Below are 18,420 nucleotides of genomic sequence, written 5' to 3'. Positions count from 1 at the left end.
TCGATGATCCCGTTGTCCTTCGCACAGCGTCGGCTGTGGTTCCTCCACCGTCTGGAAGGCCCGTCCGCGACCTACAACATCCCGTTCGTGCTGCGCCTGGACGGGCCGCTGGACACGGCGGCCCTGGCCGCGGCGGTGACGGACGTCGTCACCAGGCACGAGAGCCTGCGCACCCTGATCGCCGAGAACGCGGACGGCACCCCGGAGCAGCGGATCGTGCCCGCGCAGGAGGCCGCCCTCCAGTTCCGGGTGGTCGACGTGGCCGCGGACGCCTCGGAGGCCGCGGCCGCCGAGGCCGCGTGCGAGGGCTTCGACCTCGACACGGAACTCCCCCTGCGGACCACCGTGCTGCGGATCTCCCCGCAGGAGCACGTGGTGGTGTTCGTGATCCACCACATCGCCGCGGACGGGGCGTCGATGGCGCCCTTCATGCGGGACCTGCTGTCGGCGTACTCCGCCCGCCGGCAGGGCGGCGCGCCGCAGTGGACTCCTCTTCCGATCCAGTACAAGGACTACACGCTGTGGCAGCGCGAGGTCCTCGGCGACGAGGAGGACCCGGACAGCGTCGCCGCGGCGCAGCTGGACTACTGGCGCACCGAACTGGCCGGGGTCCCTCAGCCGGTCCAGCTCCCGCTGGACCGGCCGCGGCCGACGGCGGCCGACCACCGCGGCGGCCACGTCGACTTCGAGCTGGAACCGGAACTCCTCGCAGGAGTCGGCAAGCTCGCCGGGGCGCACGGCGCCACCGCGCCCATGGTCGCCCAGGCCGTGCTCGCGGTGCTCCTGCACCACCTCGGCGCCGGCAACGACCTGACCATCGGCAGCCCGATCGAGGGGCGCGCCGACGAGCAGCTCGACGACCTGATCGGCTTCTTCGCCAACACCTGGGTGCTGCGCGTCGACCTGTCGCAGAATCCCTCGTTCGGCGACCTGCTGGACCAGGTCCGCGACCGGGCCCTCGCCGCGTACGACAACCAGGACGTTCCGTTCGAGCGCCTGGTGGAGCTGCTGAGCCCGGACCGCACCACCGCCTACCAGCCGCTGTTCCAGGTCATGCTGGCCTGGCAGTTCGAGTGGTCGCAGATCGAGACCCCGGGTCTGCGCATCACCCCCGTCCCGGCCGGCACCGGCACCGCGAAGTTCGAGCTGTTCTTCAACATCGTCCCGGCCCCGGCCGGGGGCGCGTACGGGCGGCTGGAGTACGCGACCGAGCTGTTCGACCACGCCACGGCCGAGAGCCTCGTCGACCGCTACGTGCGCGTGCTGCGCCAGGTGGTCGCCGACTCCGGGACGCGGCTCGGCGGGGTGGACGTGCTCACCGACGCCGAACGCAACTGGCTGACCAAGCTGAACGAGACGACGGAACCGGTGCGCGGCACGACGGTGCCGGAGCTCGTCGCCGCTCAGACGGCGCGGACGCCGGATGCGACCGCAGTGGTGTCCGGACCGACCACGTTGTCGTACCGGGACCTGGACACCCGCGCCAACCGGCTCGCTGCGGTCCTGCGGGACCGCGGTGTCGGGCCGGACGTGCTGGTCGCCGTGGCACTGCCGCGGTCCGCGGACCTGGTGGTCGCGCTCCTCGCCGTGCTCAAGGCCGGCGGTGCCTACCTGCCGATCGACCCCAACTACCCGGCCGCGCGAGTCGACCTCCTGCTCGACACGGCCGACCCCGCACTGGTGCTGACCGATTATCAGACGGCGCCGACCGTGTCCAAGTGCCGGCAGCCCGTGCTCCACCTCAACGACCTGAGCCTCGACGGCCGGGCCGTCGAGGCCCCGGACGTCCGTATCGGGCCGGACAACCTGGCCTACGTGATGTTCACGTCGGGGTCGACCGGGACGCCGAAGGGCGTCGCCATCACCCATGGCAGCGTGGTCAACGGTGTGCAGGACCTGCGCCGGACCGTGCAGGTCGAAGCGGGCTCCCGGATGCTCGCCGCGACCTCGGTGAACTTCGACGTCTCCGTGTTCGAGATCTTCACCGCGCTGACCGCCGGTGCGAGCGTCGAGGTCGTCCGCGACGTTCTCGAACTTGCCGAGCGCGGCAGCTGGTCCGGCACCACCATCAGCGCCGTGCCCGCGGTGTTCTCCGCGCTGCTCGACCAGATCACCGATGCCCCGGACAGCCTCGAACTCGAGGTGGACACCGTCATCTTCGCGGGCGAAGCCCTGTCGGCCGACCTGGTCCGCAAGGTGCGCCGCGCTCTGCCCGACGTCCGTGTCGTCAACGCCTACGGACAGACGGAAAGCTTCTACGCCGCCACGTACACGCTCCCGCAGCAGTCGGCCGAGACCGGTGCGGAACCGGTCGGAGCGCCCCTGGCCAACATGCGCACCTACGTGCTGGGGCCGGAGCTCACCCCGGTCGCGCCCGGCGTGATCGGCGAACTGTACGTCGGCGGTCCGATCGCCCGCGGCTACCACGGCAACGGCGCCATCACCGCGGAGCGGTTCGTCGCATGCCCCTTCGGCCCCGCCGGCGCGCGCATGTACCGCACCGGTGACCTGGCCCAGTGGGACGAGAACGGCCGGCTGAAGTACGCGGGCCGCGCCGACAGCCAGGTGAAGGTCAACGGCATCCGTGTCGAGCCGACCGAGATCGAGACGGCCCTCGCCCAGCACCCCGCGATCGGCCAGGCCGTGGTCACGGTCTGCAAGGACCACACCGGCACCGCGCGGCTCGTCGGCTACGTGGCGCCGGCGGGCGCCGCCGACGGCGAAGCCGCCCCGGCCGCCGGTGTCTCCGGCGCGGACCTGCAGCGGTTCGTGGCCAAGAGGCTGCCGGACTACATGGTGCCCGCGCTGATCGTGGTGCTGGACCGGCTGCCGCTGAACGCGAACGGAAAGCTGGACCGGGCCGCGCTGCCCGAGCCGGAGTTCGCCCGCACCGAGTACCGGGCGCCGCGCAGCGAGGCCGAGCGGGTCCTGGCCGAGGTGTACGCGGACGTGCTCGGCACCGAGCAGGTGGGCGTCGACGACGACTTCTTCACCAGCGGCGGCGACAGCATCCGTTCCATCCAGGTCGTCGCGCGGGCCAAGACGCGAGGCGTCGTGGTCAGCACACGGGAGATCTTCGAGCAGCGCACGGTCGCCCGGCTCGCGGAACTGGTCGAGGGCCGGGAGGAAGAGGAGCGGGTCGTCCTGGCCGAGCTGCCGGGCGGCGGCGTGGGCTGGGCCCCGCTGCCCCCGACGGGCGCGCACGTGCTCGGCCTGGGCGGCGGAAGCGGCCGGTTCTGCATGTCCGCGCTGCTCACCCTGCCCGCGGACATCGACCGCAAGGGCCTGCTCGCCACGCTCCAGGCCGTGCTGGACCGGCACGACGTGCTGCGCTCCCGCCTCGACCGGGCGGAGCCGGGCCTGCGCATGGAGCCCGTCGGCAGCGTGGACGCCGGCGCGCTGGTGCACGAGGTCCGCTACGCCGACGCCGACGTACAGGCCGAGCTGGACGCTGCCGCGGACCGGCTCGACCCGGACGCGGGCGTCATGGCCCGGTTCGTGTGGCTCACCTCCGACACGGAGGCGGACCGCCTGCTGATCGTGCTGCACCACCTGGTCGTCGACGGCGTGTCCTGGCGCATCCTGGTGCCGGACCTGGCCGCCGCGTGGAAGCGGATCCGCGAGGGCCTCGCCCCGGAAGCGGCCCCGGAGAGCACCTCGCTGCGCCGGTGGATGCACGCCCTGGCCGACGAGGCGGCCACCCCGGAGCGGGTGGCGGAACTGCCCGTGTGGCAGGAGATGCTCAGCGGCGAGGAGCCCGTGCTCGGCGCCCGGGACGTGGACCCGGCGCGCGATGTCACGGCCACCGTGGACACCGTACGCATCCAGGTGCCGGCCGACGTCACCGCGACCCTGCTCGACACGCTGCCCGCGGTGTTCCGCGGCGGCGTCGACGACGGGCTGCTGACCGGCCTGGCGCTGGCGCTGGCGCAGTGGCGCCGGACGCGCGGCGTGTCCGGGGACTCGACGCTGGTCCGGCTCGAAGGCCACGGCCGCGAGGACCACCTCGTGCCCGGTGCCGACCTGTCCGGCACGATCGGCTGGTTCACCGCCATGTATCCGGTGAAGCTGGACCTCGCGGGCATCGACCTGACGGACGCGTTCGCCGGCGGCCCCGCCGCCGGCCGGGCGGTCAAGGCCGTCAAGGAACAGCTGCGCGCCGTGCCGGACAACGGCATGGGCTACGGCCTGCTGCGCCACCTGAACACGGAGACCGCCGCCGCGCTCGCCGGACGGCGGGAGCCGCGGATCGGCTTCAACTACCTGGGCCGGGCGTCCAGCGCGGACATCCCCGAGGAGCTGCGGGGCCTCGGCTGGGCACCGGACACCACGCACCAGGACCTCATCGCCGCGCCCGACGCGGACATGCCGGTGCTGTCGGCGCTGGAGATCAACGCCGTGGCCGCCGGTGACGAGCTGACCGCCTACTTCGGTTTCCCGACCGGTGTGCTCACCCGCGACGAGGTCACCGAGCTGGCCGGCCTGTGGGTCCAGGCGCTGACCGCCCTCGCGCGGCACGCCGCCACCCCCGAGGCCGGCGGCCTGACCCCGAGCGACGCGCCCCTGGTCGAGGTGGGCCAGCGGGAGATCGACACCTGGGAGGGGCAGTTCGGCAAGCTCTGCCGGATCTGGCCGACGACCCCGGTGCAGTCCGGGATGCTGTTCCACACGATGCTGTCCGGCGCCGAGTTCGACGCCTACCACATGCAGCTGGTGTTCCACCTGTCCGGCGACGTCGACCCGGAGCGGATGCACCGGGCTGCGCAGGCCCTGCTGGCGCGCCACCCCAGCCTCCGCGCGGCGTTCGTCAACCGGGCGGACGGCGACGTGGTGCAGGTGGTGCCGGAGACGGTGCCGCTGCCGTGGCAGCACCTCGACCTGACCGCCCTCGACGAGGCGGAACGGACCGAGCAGTTCGAGGCGTTCCTCGCCGGCGACCGGGGCGCCCACTTCGACGTGACCACCCCGCCGCTGATCCGCGTGGCGCTCGTCGTCCTCGAGCCCGGCCGCGCCGAGCTCGTGATGACCGCCCACCACGTGCTCATCGACGGCTGGTCCATGCCCCTGCTCATGCGGGACCTGCTGCTGCTCTACGCGTCCCACGGCGACCCGGCCGGTCTGCCCGCGACCCGCGACTTCGGCGAGTTCCTGTCCTGGCGCGCCCGCCAGGACCAGGAGGAGACCACCCGGGTGTGGGCGGCCGAGCTGGAAGGCGTCGAGGAGCCGACCCTGCTCGCTCCCGGCTCCGAAGGCGAAGGCGGGGGCGAGGGCGTCGGCCAGGTCGACATCACGCTCCCCGAGGACGAGGCCCGCGCCCTGGGCCGACGCGCCACCGAGCTGGGCGTCACCGTCAACACCCTGGTCCAGGGTGCCTGGGGGCTGCTGCTCGGCCAGCTCACCGGCCGCCGGGACGTGGTGCTCGGCGCCACCGTCTCCGGGCGCCCGCCCGAGGTGACGGACGTCGACTCGATCGTCGGGATGTTCATCAACACCCTTCCCGTACGCGTCGAGTACGGGCCCGGCGACACCCTCGCCGAGGTCCTCACCCGGCTGCAGAGCCGGCAGGCCCGGCTCCTGGACCACCACTACCACGGGCTCACGGAGATCCAGCAGTCCGTCGGCCTGAAGTCCCTCTTCGACACGCTGGTCGTCTTCGAGTCGTACCCGGTCGACGAGGAAGCCATCGGCGCCGCCTCCGACGCCGCGGACGGGATCGCCTTCACGGGCCTGCGCGCGGCCACGGGCACCAACTATCCGCTGACCCTGATGGCGGCGCTCGACCCGCACCTCCACTTCATCCTCCAGTACACGCAGGGCGTCTTCGAGCAGGACGCCGTGGAGGTGCTGGCGGCCCGCCTCGTGCGGATCCTGCGGCAGCTGGCGGCCGGCCCCGACCTGAAGGTCGCCGAGGTCGACATCCTGGATCCGGCCGAACGCGACCGGCTGCTCACCGAGTTCAACGACACGGCCGTCCCCACTCCGGACGTCACGGTGAACGAGCTCGTCGAGGCACAGGCGGCGCGGACCCCGGACGAGGTCGCCGTGGTCGCCGAGGGCGAGTCGCTCACGTACCGCGAGGTGGACGCCCGGGCCAACCGCCTGGCGCGCGAACTGGCCGGACGCGGGGTGGGCCCGGAGTCGGTGGTCGCGGTGTCGCTGCCGCGGTCGGCCGACCTGGTGGTCGCACTGCTCGCGGTCCTGAAGGCGGGCGGCGCGTACCTGCCGGTCGACCCCAAGTACCCCAGCCACCGCCTCGAGGCCATCCTCGAGGAGGCGCGGCCGCGCCTGGTCCTGACGGACTCCACGACGGTCGCGGTGCTGCCGGAGCACGACGCCCCGGACGTCTTCCTCGACACGCTCGACCTGTCCGGGGACGACACGGGCCTCGAACTGCCCCGCCATGCGGACCAGCTGGCCTACGTCATGTACACCTCCGGCTCCACGGGCAAGCCCAAGGGCGTCGCCATCACCCACGCCAACGTGGTCAACGGCGTGCTGCGGCTCGCCTCCCGCGTGGGCATGGAGCCCGGCAAGCGGCTCCTCGCGGGCACGTCGGTCAACTTCGACGTCTCGGCGTTCGAGATCTTCACGACCCTCGCCTGCGGCGGCGTCGTCGAAGTGGTCCGGGACGTCCTGGTCCTGGGCGAGCGGGAGGGGGGCTGGAGCGGCAGCGTCATCTCCACCGTGCCGTCCGCCTTCGCCGAACTCGTCGACGAGATCTCCGGCCGCACCAGCGTGGAGACGGTCGTCTTCGCCGGCGAGGCCCTGCCCGCGTCGCTCGTCGAGAAGACGCGCAAGGCCTTCCCGGGCGTACGGGTCGTCAACGCCTACGGGCAGAGCGAGTCGTTCTACGCCACCACCTTCGCCGTCGACGGCGACATGCAGGCCGGGGCGGGCAGCACGCCCGTCGGCACCCCGCTCGGCAACATGCGGGCCTACGTCCTCGGCCCCGGCCTGACCCCGCTGCCGCCCGGCGCCGTCGGCGAGCTGTACGTCGGCGGAAGCGTGGGCCGCGGCTACCACGGCCGCGCCGAACTGACCGCAGAGCGCTTCGTCGCCGACCCGTTCGGCCCGTCCGGCTCGCGCATGTACCGCACCGGTGACCTGGCGCGCTGGAACGCCGACGGCCGGCTGGAGTACGCGGGCCGCGGAGACGCGCAGGTCAAGGTGCGCGGCTTCCGCGTCGAGCCCGGCGAGGTCGAGGCCGCGGTCACCGCGCACCCCGGGGTCGCGCAGGCCGTCGTCATCGCCTGCGAGGGGCGCGTCGGCAGCTCAAGCAAGCAGCTGGTCGCGTATGTGGTGCCCGCCGTCACCGGCGACGGCACGAAGACCGGCGACGGCTCCGGCCCGTCGACGAAGGAGCTGCACGGCTTCGTCTCGGAGCGGCTGCCGGACTTCATGGTGCCGGCCGCCTTCATGCTCCTCGACCGGCTGCCGCTCGCCCCGAACGGCAAGCTGGACCGGGCAGCGCTGCCCGAACCGGAGTACAACGGCGCCGCCTACAGAGCGCCTCGAACCTCCCGCGAGGAGACCCTGGCCAAGCTGTTCGCCGAGGTGCTCGGTGTGGACCGGGTCGGCATCGACGACGGCTTCTTCGAGCTCGGCGGGCACTCGCTGCTCGCGACTCGGCTGATCAGCCGCGCCCGCGCCGAGATGGGGATCGAGATACCGATCCGGAAGATCTTCGACCTGCCGTCGGTGGCCGCGCTCGCCACCTGGTCGGAGGAGTCGGCCGCTCCCCGTCGCCCCAGCTTGCGCCAGATGATCGTTAAGGATGTGAAGTAATGATTCCGCTGTCATTCGCACAACGTCGTATGTGGCTCCTGCACCAGCTGGAGCGGGGGGCGGCGACCTACAACATCTCGGCGGCGTTCCGGCTGACCGGATCCCTGGACCAGGACGCCCTCGTCGCGGCGATCCGCGACGTGGTCGAGCGGCACGAGATCCTGCGCACCACGTACGCGACGGACGAAGACGGCGAGCCCTACTCGCGGATCCTGACGGTGGCGGAGGCCTCGCCCCAGGTGCAGGTGGCCGACGTGGCGCCCGAGGACATGTCCCGCGCGATCGACGAGGCCGTCTCGCACGGGTTCGACCTGGAGGGCGAACTGCCCTTCCGGGCGCACCTGCTGCGCTGCTCCCCCCAGGAGCGCGTCCTCGTCATGGTCGTCCACCACATCGCCTCGGACGGCAGCTCGAGCGCGCCGATGATGCGGGACCTGATCGCCGCCTACGCCGCCCGCCAGGACGGCCAGGCGCCGCAGTGGGAGCCGCTGCCCGTGCAGTACAAGGAGTACGCGCAGTGGCAGCGCGAGGTGCTCGGCGAGGTGTCCGACCCGGGGAGCCTCGCCGCGCAGCAGGTCGAGTACTGGCGCAAGCAGCTGGACGGCGTGCCGCAGCCGCTGAGCCTGCCGACGGACCGCCCGCGGCCCGCGGAGGCCAACTCGCACGGCGAGACGATCGGCCTCTCCGTGAACGCGGAGGTGGCGGCCGGGCTGCAGAAGCTGGCCGACGAGCGCGGTGCGTCCATGTCGATGGTCCTGCAGGGCGCGCTGGCGGTGCTGCTGCGCAAGCTCGGCGGCGGGGACGATCTGACGATCGGCTCCCCGATCGCCGGGCGGACCGACGAGGCGCTGGCCGATCTGATCGGGTTCTTCGTCAACACCCAGGTGCTGCGGGCGGACCTCTCCGGCAACCCGACCTTCACCGAGCTGCTCGCCCAGGTGCGGGACAAGGCGCTGACGGCCTACGAGTACCAGGACGTCCCGTTCGACCTGCTCGTCGAGGCCATCAACCCCGAGCGCTCCGCCTCCTACCAGCCGCTGTTCCAGGTGATGTTCGCCTGGCAGAGCTACCAGAAGCCGGACCTCGGGATCCCCGGACTCGACGTGAAGTTCGAGCAGGCCATCCCGTCGACCGCCATGGTCGACCTGTTCTTCAGCCTGACCGCGGACGAGTCGGGCGCGCTGCGGGGCGACCTCCAGTACGCGACCCAGCTGTTCGACCGCGCGTCGGCCGAGGTGATCGCCGCCCGGCTCGTCCGGGTGCTGGAGCAGCTGGCCGCCGATCCGAGCGTGCGCGTCGGCGACGTCGACGTGCTGAGCGCGGCCGAGCGGGTGCGGCTGGTACGGGACGTGAACCCCGCCGGCAATGACATCCCCGAGGCCACCCTGGTCGAGCTGTTCGAACGCCAGGCGGCGCAGCGGGCGGACGAGGTCGCGGTCTCCCACGAGGGTGACACGCTCACCTACGGCGAGGTCAACGCCCGGGCCAACCGGCTCGCGCGGCACCTCGTCGCCCAGGGCGTCGGCCCCGAGTCCCTGGTCGGAGTCTGCCTGGAGCGCTCGGCCGAGCTGGTCGTCGCGCTGCTCGCTGTGCTCAAGGCGGGCGGTGCCTATCTGCCGATCGACCCCGACTCCCCGGCCGACCGCATCGCGTACATGGTCCAGGACGCCCAGCCGGTCCTGCTGGTCACCACCAGTTCGAACGCTGCCGCGCAGGGGCTGGACCAGGACCTCCCGCTGGTCCACCTCGACCGGGCCGGGGCCTTCGCCGAGGAGACGGCCGCCGACCTCACCGACGCCGAGCGCCGCACGGCCCTGCGCCCCGAGCACCCGGCCTACGTGATCTACACCTCCGGGTCGACCGGCCGCCCCAAGGGCGTGCTGATCCCGCACAGCAACGTGGTCGGGCTCTTCAGCGCCGCCGAGGACTTCGCCTTCGGCGCGGACGACGTGTGGACCCTCTTCCACTCCTACGCCTTCGACTTCTCGGTGTGGGAGCTGTGGGGGCCGCTGCTGCACGGCGGACGCCTGGTCGTGGTCCCCTACGACGTCTCCCGCTCCCCGGGCGACTTCCTCCAGCTGCTCGCCCGCGAGCGGGTCACCGTCCTCAACCAGACGCCCTCGGCCTTCTACCAACTCGTCCAGGCCGACGCGGATGCCCCCGGCCAGGACCTGGCGCTGCGGTACGTGGTGTTCGGCGGCGAGGCCCTCGACCTGAACCGCCTCGCGGACTGGTACCGGCGCCACGCCGACGATGCGCCGGTGCTGGTGAACATGTACGGCATCACCGAGACCACGGTGCACGTCACCCGCATCGACCTCGACGAGAACTCCGCCGCCCGCTTCCGCGCCAGCGTGATCGGCCCGGCCATCCCGGGCCTGCGCGCCTACGTCCTGGACGCGAACCTCCTGCCGGCGCCCACCGGCGTGACCGGGGAGCTGTACGTGGCGGGCTACGGCCTGGCCCGCGGGTACCACGGCCGGCCGGACCTGACCGCGGGACGGTTCGTCGCGTGCCCCTTCGGCGTGCCGGGCGAGCGGATGTACCGCTCCGGCGACCTGGTCCGCTGGAGCCGGAACGGTCAGCTGGAGTACGTGGGCCGGGCCGACACCCAGGTGAAGATCCGGGGCTTCCGGATCGAGCTGGGCGAGATCGAGAACGTGCTGGCCGGGCATCCGGACGTGGCGCAGGCGGTGATCGTGGTGCGCGAGAACCACGAGGACGACAAGCGCATCGTGGGCTATGTGGTGCCCGAGTCCGACGACGCGTCGACCGGTGCGCTGCTCGCCGAGCTGTCCGAGTACATGCGCGAGCGCCTCCCGGACTACATGGTGCCCTCCGTGGTGATTCCGCTTTCGGAGATCCCACTGACCTCGAACGGCAAGCTCGACCGGCGGGCACTGCCCTCGGAGGACACGAACACCGTGGTCAGCCGGGAGCCGCGCAACGCCTTCGAGCAGAAGCTGTGCGCCCTCTACAGCGAGCTGCTCGGCCTGGAGAAGGTCGGCATCGACGACGGCTTCTTCGCGCTCGGCGGGCACTCGCTGCTGGCCACCCGGCTCAGCGTCCGCATCCGCAACGAGTTCGACATCGACATTCCCATCAGGACCGTCATCAAGTATCCGACGGTGGCCGAGCTGGCCGCGCTGATGCTCGCCGGCGGTGTTCCCGCGGACGACGCCGACTCGTTCGGGGTCGTGCTGCCCCTGAACACCGATCCCGGTACGGGCAAGGCGCCGGTGTGGTTCTTCCACGGCGGCGGCGGGCTGGGCTGGGCTTACTACAGCTTCGTGCTGCACCTGCAGGACCGGCCGGCCTACGCCCTGCAGTCCCGCGGCTCCGACGGCGTGGACACGCCGGCGGGCTCCGTGCAGGAGATGATCGACGACTACGTCACGCAGATGCTGAAGATCCAGTCGGACGGGCCGTTCTACCTGATCGGCTGGTCCTACGGCGGCACCATCGTGCAGGCCGTCGCGGACGCGCTCGACCGGCTCGGGCACGAGGTCTCCCTCGTGGCCATCCTGGACGCCCAGCCGGGTGGACACGGGTTCACGGAGGTACACGCCGGCAAGGAGTCCTCGGACTACCGGGCGGAGCTCGAGGACGACTTCAGCCAGTACATCCGGATGGGCAACCGGCAGGGCTTCCTCGACACCATGTCGAAGGTCATGGCCAACAACACGAACCGCATGATGGATTTCGAATCGCCGGTCTACCGCGGCGACGTGCTGTATTTCAACGCGACGCTCGAGGAGAAGTCGTACGCGCACCTGTGGCGCCCGTACGTCGGCGGTTCCCTCGAGGTGCACGAAATGCACGCCACGCACCACGAAATGCACATGCCCGCGCCCGTGGCCGAATTCTTCGAGGTCGTCAGCAGCAAGCTGGCGTAGCGACCGGACATCCATGTCCCGGAACTGTTCGAAAAACGATCGTATGGATGATTGGGGTTGGTCGGGGTGACAGAGCCCGGCATGTCCGCGGAACACGGGGACCAGGCAACGCTGCTGTGCGTGCCGTTCGCGGGAGCAGGTGCTTCGTTCTTCCACCCGTGGCGGGAGCCGGCCGCCGACCGGTGGCGCATCACCTCGGTCGAGCTGCCGGGCCGTGAGCGGAAGATCCTGGAGGAGCCGTACCGGAACGTCGTCGAGGCGGCCAAGGGCTCGATCGACGACATCGTCGCGGACCTCGGTGAAGGGGCCCGGGTCGTGCTGTTCGGGCACAGCCTGGGCGCGGTGCTCGCGTACGAGCTGGTGCACCTGCTGAGCGCGCGCGGCGTGCAGGTCGAGCGGCTGATCGTCAGCGGTTCGCCCGGACCGTGGACCCAGCGCGAGCGGCGGGCCACCGGGCTCCCGGACGAGGAGTTCCTCGCCAGGGTCGAGGAGTTCGCGGGGTTCCGGCACGAGGCCCTCGACCACCCGGAGATGCGCGAACTGATTCTCCCGGTGCTACAGGCCGACTGCGAGATGCACGAGAACTATGTCCCGAGCACCGACGAACTCGTGTCGGTCCCGATCTGCTCGCTGCGGGGCGCCTCGGACGGACTGGTCACTGCGGAAGAGGCCCGGCAGTGGCAGGCGTCCACCACCGCCGAATTCAGCTATGTGGAGTTCCCGGGCGATCACATGTATCTGGTCGATCTCGGCCGTGAGGTGCTGGACGTGATCGAGGCGGAGTCCGCCCGCGGTCGTTAGGGCGGGATCGGTTTGCGAAGGGAATGAGCGGTCCTCTGGCCCGGGCGGTCTTGTCGAACGCCGTGTCAGGGAGGTGACAGGTGCGTGACAGGCCCGGAGAGGAAAGTGGAGGAATGAGAAGTTCAGCGATTGCAGTTTCAGGGCTGCGCAAGGCATATGGCGACAAGGTCGTCCTCGACGGCATCGATTTCGATGTCGCCGCAGGATCGATCTTCTCCCTGCTCGGCCCGAACGGGGCCGGCAAGACGACGACGGTCAACGTCCTCACGACGCTGATGAAGGCCGACGCGGGTACGGTGCGCGTCGCCGGGCACGACGTGGCCACCGCGACTAAGCAGGCGCGCGCGGCCATCGGCGTGACCGGTCAGTTCGCCGCGGTGGACGATCTGCTGTCGGGCCGCGAGAACCTGCAGCTGATGACGGACCTGAAGCGGGTGCGGGGCGGCGACAAGGTGGTCACGCAGCTGCTGGAGCGCTTCGACCTGGTGGAGTCGGCGGACAAGCTGTCGTCGACCTACTCCGGCGGTATGCGCCGCAAGCTCGACCTGGCGATGACGCTGGTCGGCAACCCGGAGATCATCTTCCTCGACGAGCCGACGACGGGTCTCGACCCGCGCAGCCGGCGCACGATGTGGGGGATCGTCCGCGAGCTCGTGGCCGAGGGCACCACCATCTTCCTCACCACCCAGTACCTCGAGGAAGCCGACCAGCTCGCCGACCAGATCGCGGTGCTCAACGGGGGCCGCCTGGTCGCCCAGGGCACCCCCGAGGAGCTCAAGCGCCAGATTCCCGGCACCCACATCAGGTTCCGGTTCGCCGACCTCTACGAACTCGACGCGGCGGCGCGCCTCCTGACCGGGTCCGTGCGGGACGACGAGGAGCTGACCCTGCGGGTGGCCAGCGACGGTGAGACGAGGTCGCTGCGGGTCCTGCTGGACCAGCTCGACGCGCACTCGCTCGACGCCCAGGAGTTCTCGGTGCAGCGACCGGACCTCGACGACGTCTTCCTCGCCCTGACCGACCCCACGCGTACCGAGCACCTGAGCAAGGAGGCGATCGCACAGTGAGCACTGCTTCGACGCCGTTGGCCGATTCCTCGATCATGTTGCGCCGCAACATCAAGCACAACGTGCGCAACCCCATCACGATGTTCAACGCGGTCCTGTTCCCCATCGTGATCATGCTGATGTTCGTCAAGGTGTTCGGCGGCGCGTTCAGCGTCGGCGACGACTACATCGACTACGCGACGCCGGGTCTGCTCGTCATGGCCATCAGCTACGGCCTGGGGGCCACCGCGACGGCCGTGAACTCCGACATGACCAAGGGCATCATCAACCGGTTCAAGGTCATGGACGTCTCCCGCGGCGCCATGCTGACCGGACACGTCGTCATCACCGCCGTGCGCGCCCTGGTGGGCTGCGCGGCGATCATCGGCGTGGCCTTCCTGATGGGGTTCGACCCCAAGGCGAGCGCCGTCGACTGGCTCGGCGTGGTCGGCATCATTGTGCTGCTCAGCATCGCGGCCGGCTGGCTCACGGTCGCCATGGGGCTGGCCGCGAAGACCGCGGAGTCTGCGGGCCTGGGCGCCGTGCCGCTCATCATGCTGCCGTTCCTCAGCAGCGCGTTCGTGCCGGCGGAAACGATGGGGGTCGGCGTTCGGCAGTTCGCCGAGTACCAGCCCTTCACCCCGATCATCGAGACGCTGCGCGGGCTGCTCGCGGGCAACCCCTCGAGCGGCGACGCGATCGCGGCCGTCGCCTGGTGCGTCGGGATCGCCGTCCTCGGCTACGTGTGGGCGGTCTCCACGTTCAAGAAGAGAGCGTGACCCCGACCAGCTCAGAAGCTGGTCAGCGTCCCCTCCCGGGCCGCCTCGGCTGACCGCGCGTCGCCGAGGCGGCTTCATGTTTCGCACCATGCGGGCACTTTCCGCTCCCCACCCGGCTGATCGGCTGCGCCTTCGCCGGGCCGGGGAGCGATGAACCCGCACGTTCTTCGACCTGCCACAGGTGGCTGCGTGGGCGGAGGAATGGCTGCTCCGCGTCCCCTGAGGCCTGGGCCAGTCGATCCTCAAGGAGTGAAGCAATGGTTCCGCTGTCATTCGCACAACGCCGCTACTGGTACATGCACCAACTGGAGGGCGGGGAGACCTGGAACATGCCCTCGGCGCTGCGGCTGACCGGCCCCCTGGACCAGGGCGCCCTCGCCGCGGCGATCAGTGATGTGGTCGACCGGCACGAGATCCTGCGCACCACGTACGCGACCGACGACGAGGGCGAGCCCCACCAGCGGATCCTGCCGATGGCGCAGGCGTCGGAGCAGACGCGGCTGTCGGTGGTCGAGGTGGCGTCCGAGGGCGTGGCCGGCGCGATCGACGAGGCCGTCGCGCACGGGTTCGACCTGGCGGTCGAAATCCCGTTCCGGGCGCACCTGCTGCGCTGCTCGCCCGAGGAGCACGTCCTGGTCCTGGTCATCCACCACATCGCGACGGACGGCAGCTCGGGCGCACCGCTGGCACGGGACCTGGCCGCCGCCTACGCCGCCCGCAAGGACGGCGGGGCGCCGCAGTGGGAGCCGCTGCCCGTCCAGTACCAGCACTACACGATGTGGCAGCGCGAGGTGCTCGGCGAACTGGACGACCCGGACAGCCTCGGCGCGGCGCAGATCGAATACTGGCGCGACGAGCTGGACGGGGTGCCGCAGCCGCTGGACCTGCCGCTGGACCGCCCGCGGTCCGTCGAAGCGACGACGCACGGCGACACGGTCGCCTTCGGCGTGGACCCGGAGGTGGCGGCCGGGCTGGAGAAGCTGGCCGCCGAGCGCGGAACGACCATGTCGATGGTCATGCACGCTGCGCTGGCGGTACTGCTGAGCAAGCTCGGCGGCGGGGACGACATACCGGTCGGCACCCCGATCGCCGGGCGGACCGACGAAGCGCTGGCCGATCTGATCGGGTGCTTCGTCAACAACCTGGTCCTGCGCGTGGACCTCGCCGGGAACCCGTCGTTCACCGACGTGCTCGCGCAGGTGCGGAACAAGGCGCTGGCGGCCTACGAGCACCAGGACGTGCCGTTCGACGTGCTGGTCGAGGCGATCAACCCCGACCGCTCCACGGCGTACCGGCCGCTGTTCCAGGTGATGTGCGGCTGGCAGAACTTCGAGAAGCCGGTCCTCGAGTTCCCCGGGCTCGACGTGGAGTTCGTACAGGCCCTCACCTCGAAGGCCATGGTCGACCTGTTCTTCAGCATGGCCCTGGACGAGTCGGGGGCGCTGCGGGGCGACATCCAGTACGTGACCCAGCTGTTCGACCGGGACACGGTCGAGGCCGTGGCCGCCCGCTTCGCGCGCATTCTGGAGCAGCTGGTCGCCGACCCGGGCGTGTGCGTCGGGGACATCGACGTGCTGATCGCGGGTGAGCGGGAGCGGCTGCTGGTAGAGGCCAACGACACCGCCGAGCCGACCCTGGAGCAGGGCCTGGTGGACGCCGTGCGAAGACAAGCCGAGGAGAGACCCCAGGCACTCGCCGTCATCGGCGAGGACGAATCGCTCACCTACCGGGAGCTGGACACGCGGTCCAACAGGCTGGCGCACTGGCTGGCCGACCGCGGCGTGCGGGCCGAATCGCTCGTCGCCGTCTGCCTGCCCCGGACCGTGAATCTGATGGTGGCGCTGCTGGCGGTGCTGAAGGCCGGCGGAGCCTACGTTCCCCTTGACCCGGACCACCCGCGCTCCCGGATCGACTTCATCCTCGAGCAGGTGGACCCGGTACTCGTGCTCGATGCCGACACGCTGGCCGGCGCGGACTGCTCGCAGTATCCGGATGCGGCACCCGAGGTGTTCGTCCGTCCGGACAACACCCAGTACGTGATCTACACGTCGGGCTCGACGGGCACCCCGAAGGGGGTCGCGGTCCCGCGCGGCGCGCTCGCGAACTTCATCGCCTCGACGCAGCGGCGGTTCCCGCTGTCGCCGGCGGACCGGATGCTGTTCAGCACGACGGTCTCGTTCGACATGGCGAACACCGAGCTGTACCTCCCGTTCGTATCCGGCGCGACCATGGTCATGGCGACGAAGGACACCGTCACCGATCCGTCCGCCGTGATGGCGCTGATACGCCGCCACGGGGTCACCGTGGTGCAGGCCACGCCCGCTTTCTGGCAGATGCTGCTGACGCACGAGCCGAACGCCGCGCAGGGCCTGCGGATCATCACCGGCGCGGAGGCCGTGCCGGCCCGGCTGGCCGATACGCTGGCGGAGCAGGCCGCCGAAGTGGGCAACTGGTACGGCCCGACCGAGACGACGACGTGGTCGACCATGGCGCCCGTGAAGGCGGGGGCGGGTGCGCCGTCGATCGGGACGCCGATCGGCAACACCCAGGTGTACGTGCTCGACTCGCGGATGCGACCGGTTCCGCGCGGGGTGCAGGGCGATCTGTACATCGCCGGTGACGGGGTGGCCCGCGGGTACCAGGGCCGGCCGGAGCTGACCGCGGAGCGGTTCGTGGCCTGTCCGTTCGGCCCCGCCGGTGCGCGGATGTACCGCACCGGGGACCTGGTGCGGTGGGACAGGGACGGCCGGCTGGAGTACATCGCGCGAACCGACCACCAGGTGAAGGTCCGGGGTTTCCGGATCGAGCTGGGCGAGATCGAGAACGCGCTGGCCCGCCACCCCGGTGTGGCGCAGGCGGTGGTCGTGGTGCGCGAGGACCGCGAGGGCGACAAGCGCATCGTCGGCTACGTGGTGCCGGCGGCCGATTCCGGTGTCCAGGCCGACGAGTCGGCCGATCCGCTGCTCGCCGAGCTGTCCGAGCACCTGCGCGGGCGCCTGCCGGACTACATGGTGCCTTCCGCGGTGATCCCGCTGCCGGAGATTCCGCTGACCCCGAACGGGAAGCTCGACCGGCGCGCGCTGCCCGCGGAGCACACGGCCACCGTGGCCGGCCAGGAGCCGCGCGACGCCCACGAAGCGAAGCTGTGCGCCCTCTTCGGCGAGCTGCTGGGCCGGGAGAAGGTCGGCATCCACGACAACTTCTTCACGCACGGCGGGCACTCGCTGCTGGCCACCCGGCTCAGCGTCCGCATCCGCAAGGAGTTCGACGTCGAGATCCCCATCAGGACGATCATCAAGTTCCCCACGGTGGCCGAGCTGGCCTCGCTGGTGCTCATCGGCAGTCCCATGGACAACGACGACCCGTTCGCGGTCGTGCTGCCGCTGAACAGCGATCCCGGCACGGGCAAGGAGCCCATGTGGTTCTTCCACGGGGGAGGCGGGCTGGGCTGGGCGTACTTCAGCTTCGCGCCGCACGTGCAGGACCGGAAGGCGTACGCCCTGCAGTCCCGCGGCTCCGACGGTGTGGACTCGCTGGTGGGATCCGTGGCGGAGATGGTCGACGACTACGTCGCCGAGATGCTGAAGATCCAGCCGGAGGGGCCCTTCCACCTGGTCGGCTGGTCCTACGGCGGCACCGTCGTACAGGCCGTCGCGGATGCGCTGGACCGGCTCGGGCACGAGATCTCGCTCGTGGCCATCCTGGACTCCCAGCCCGGGGGGCACGGGTGGACGGAGATCCACGCCAACAAGACCCTGGCGGAATACCGGTCGGAGCTCGAGGACTTCTTCGGCCAGTACATCGGCACCGACAACCGGCAGGAGTTCCTGGACACCATGTCCAAGGTCCTGGCCAACAACTCGAACCTCATGATGGATTTCGAGTCGCCGGTCTACCGGGGTGACGTGCTGTTCTTCAGCGCGACGCTCCAGGACGAGCAGTACGCGCACCTGTGGCGGCCGTACGTCACCGGTTCCATCGAGGTGCACGACGTACACGCCACGCACCACGAGATGAACATGCCCGCATCCGTGGCAGAGGTCTTCGAGGTCATCAACCGCAAGCTGGCGGGGTGACCGGCGCGCAATGACCGACGGCGGCCGCCGGGACCCG

The 18,420-nt window shown here is 70.9% G+C and carries 6 protein-coding genes; all 6 read left to right on the top strand.

The features are described from left to right. Nucleotides 1–3: 3 nt before the first annotated feature. The 6 genes from OHT74_RS41455 (at nt 4) to OHT74_RS41430 (ending at nt 18,383) form a co-directional block, all read left to right on the top strand. Nucleotides 4–7,785: a non-ribosomal peptide synthetase gene (locus OHT74_RS41455; protein WP_328623577.1), complete on the top strand. Its 7,782-nt coding sequence runs from the start codon at nt 4–6 to the stop codon at nt 7,783–7,785. Next, nucleotides 7,785–11,681 carry a non-ribosomal peptide synthetase gene (locus OHT74_RS41450; RefSeq protein WP_328623576.1) on the top strand — a complete coding sequence of 1,299 codons (3,897 nt, stop codon included), beginning with the start codon at nt 7,785–7,787 and terminating at the stop codon, nt 11,679–11,681. Before OHT74_RS41455 ends, OHT74_RS41450 begins: the two co-directional genes overlap by 1 nt. Before the next feature lie 81 nt (nt 11,682–11,762). Continuing rightward, nucleotides 11,763–12,482, top strand: a complete 720-nt coding sequence (locus tag OHT74_RS41445) for a thioesterase II family protein (RefSeq protein ID WP_328623575.1) — start codon at nt 11,763–11,765, stop codon at nt 12,480–12,482. Nucleotides 12,483–12,595: 113 nt separating this feature from the next. Then, on the top strand, nt 12,596–13,549 hold the full coding sequence (locus OHT74_RS41440) for an ATP-binding cassette domain-containing protein (protein ID WP_328623574.1): 954 nt from the start codon (nt 12,596–12,598) through the stop codon (nt 13,547–13,549). Between the two features lie 35 nt (nt 13,550–13,584). Beyond that, on the top strand, nt 13,585–14,307 hold the full coding sequence (locus tag OHT74_RS41435) for an ABC transporter permease (RefSeq protein WP_422070982.1): 723 nt from the start codon (nt 13,585–13,587) through the stop codon (nt 14,305–14,307). Nucleotides 14,308–14,564: 257 nt separating this feature from the next. Further along, nucleotides 14,565–18,383, top strand: coding sequence for a non-ribosomal peptide synthetase (locus tag OHT74_RS41430; RefSeq protein ID WP_328623573.1), 3,819 nt, complete (start codon nt 14,565–14,567; stop codon nt 18,381–18,383). The last annotated feature ends 37 nt before the right edge of the window (nt 18,384–18,420 follow it).

The organism is Streptomyces sp. NBC_00354 (assembly GCF_036106915.1).
Classification (GTDB): Bacteria; Actinomycetota; Actinomycetes; order Streptomycetales; family Streptomycetaceae; genus Streptomyces.
This window is presented reverse-complemented; position numbering and strand designations above follow the sequence as displayed.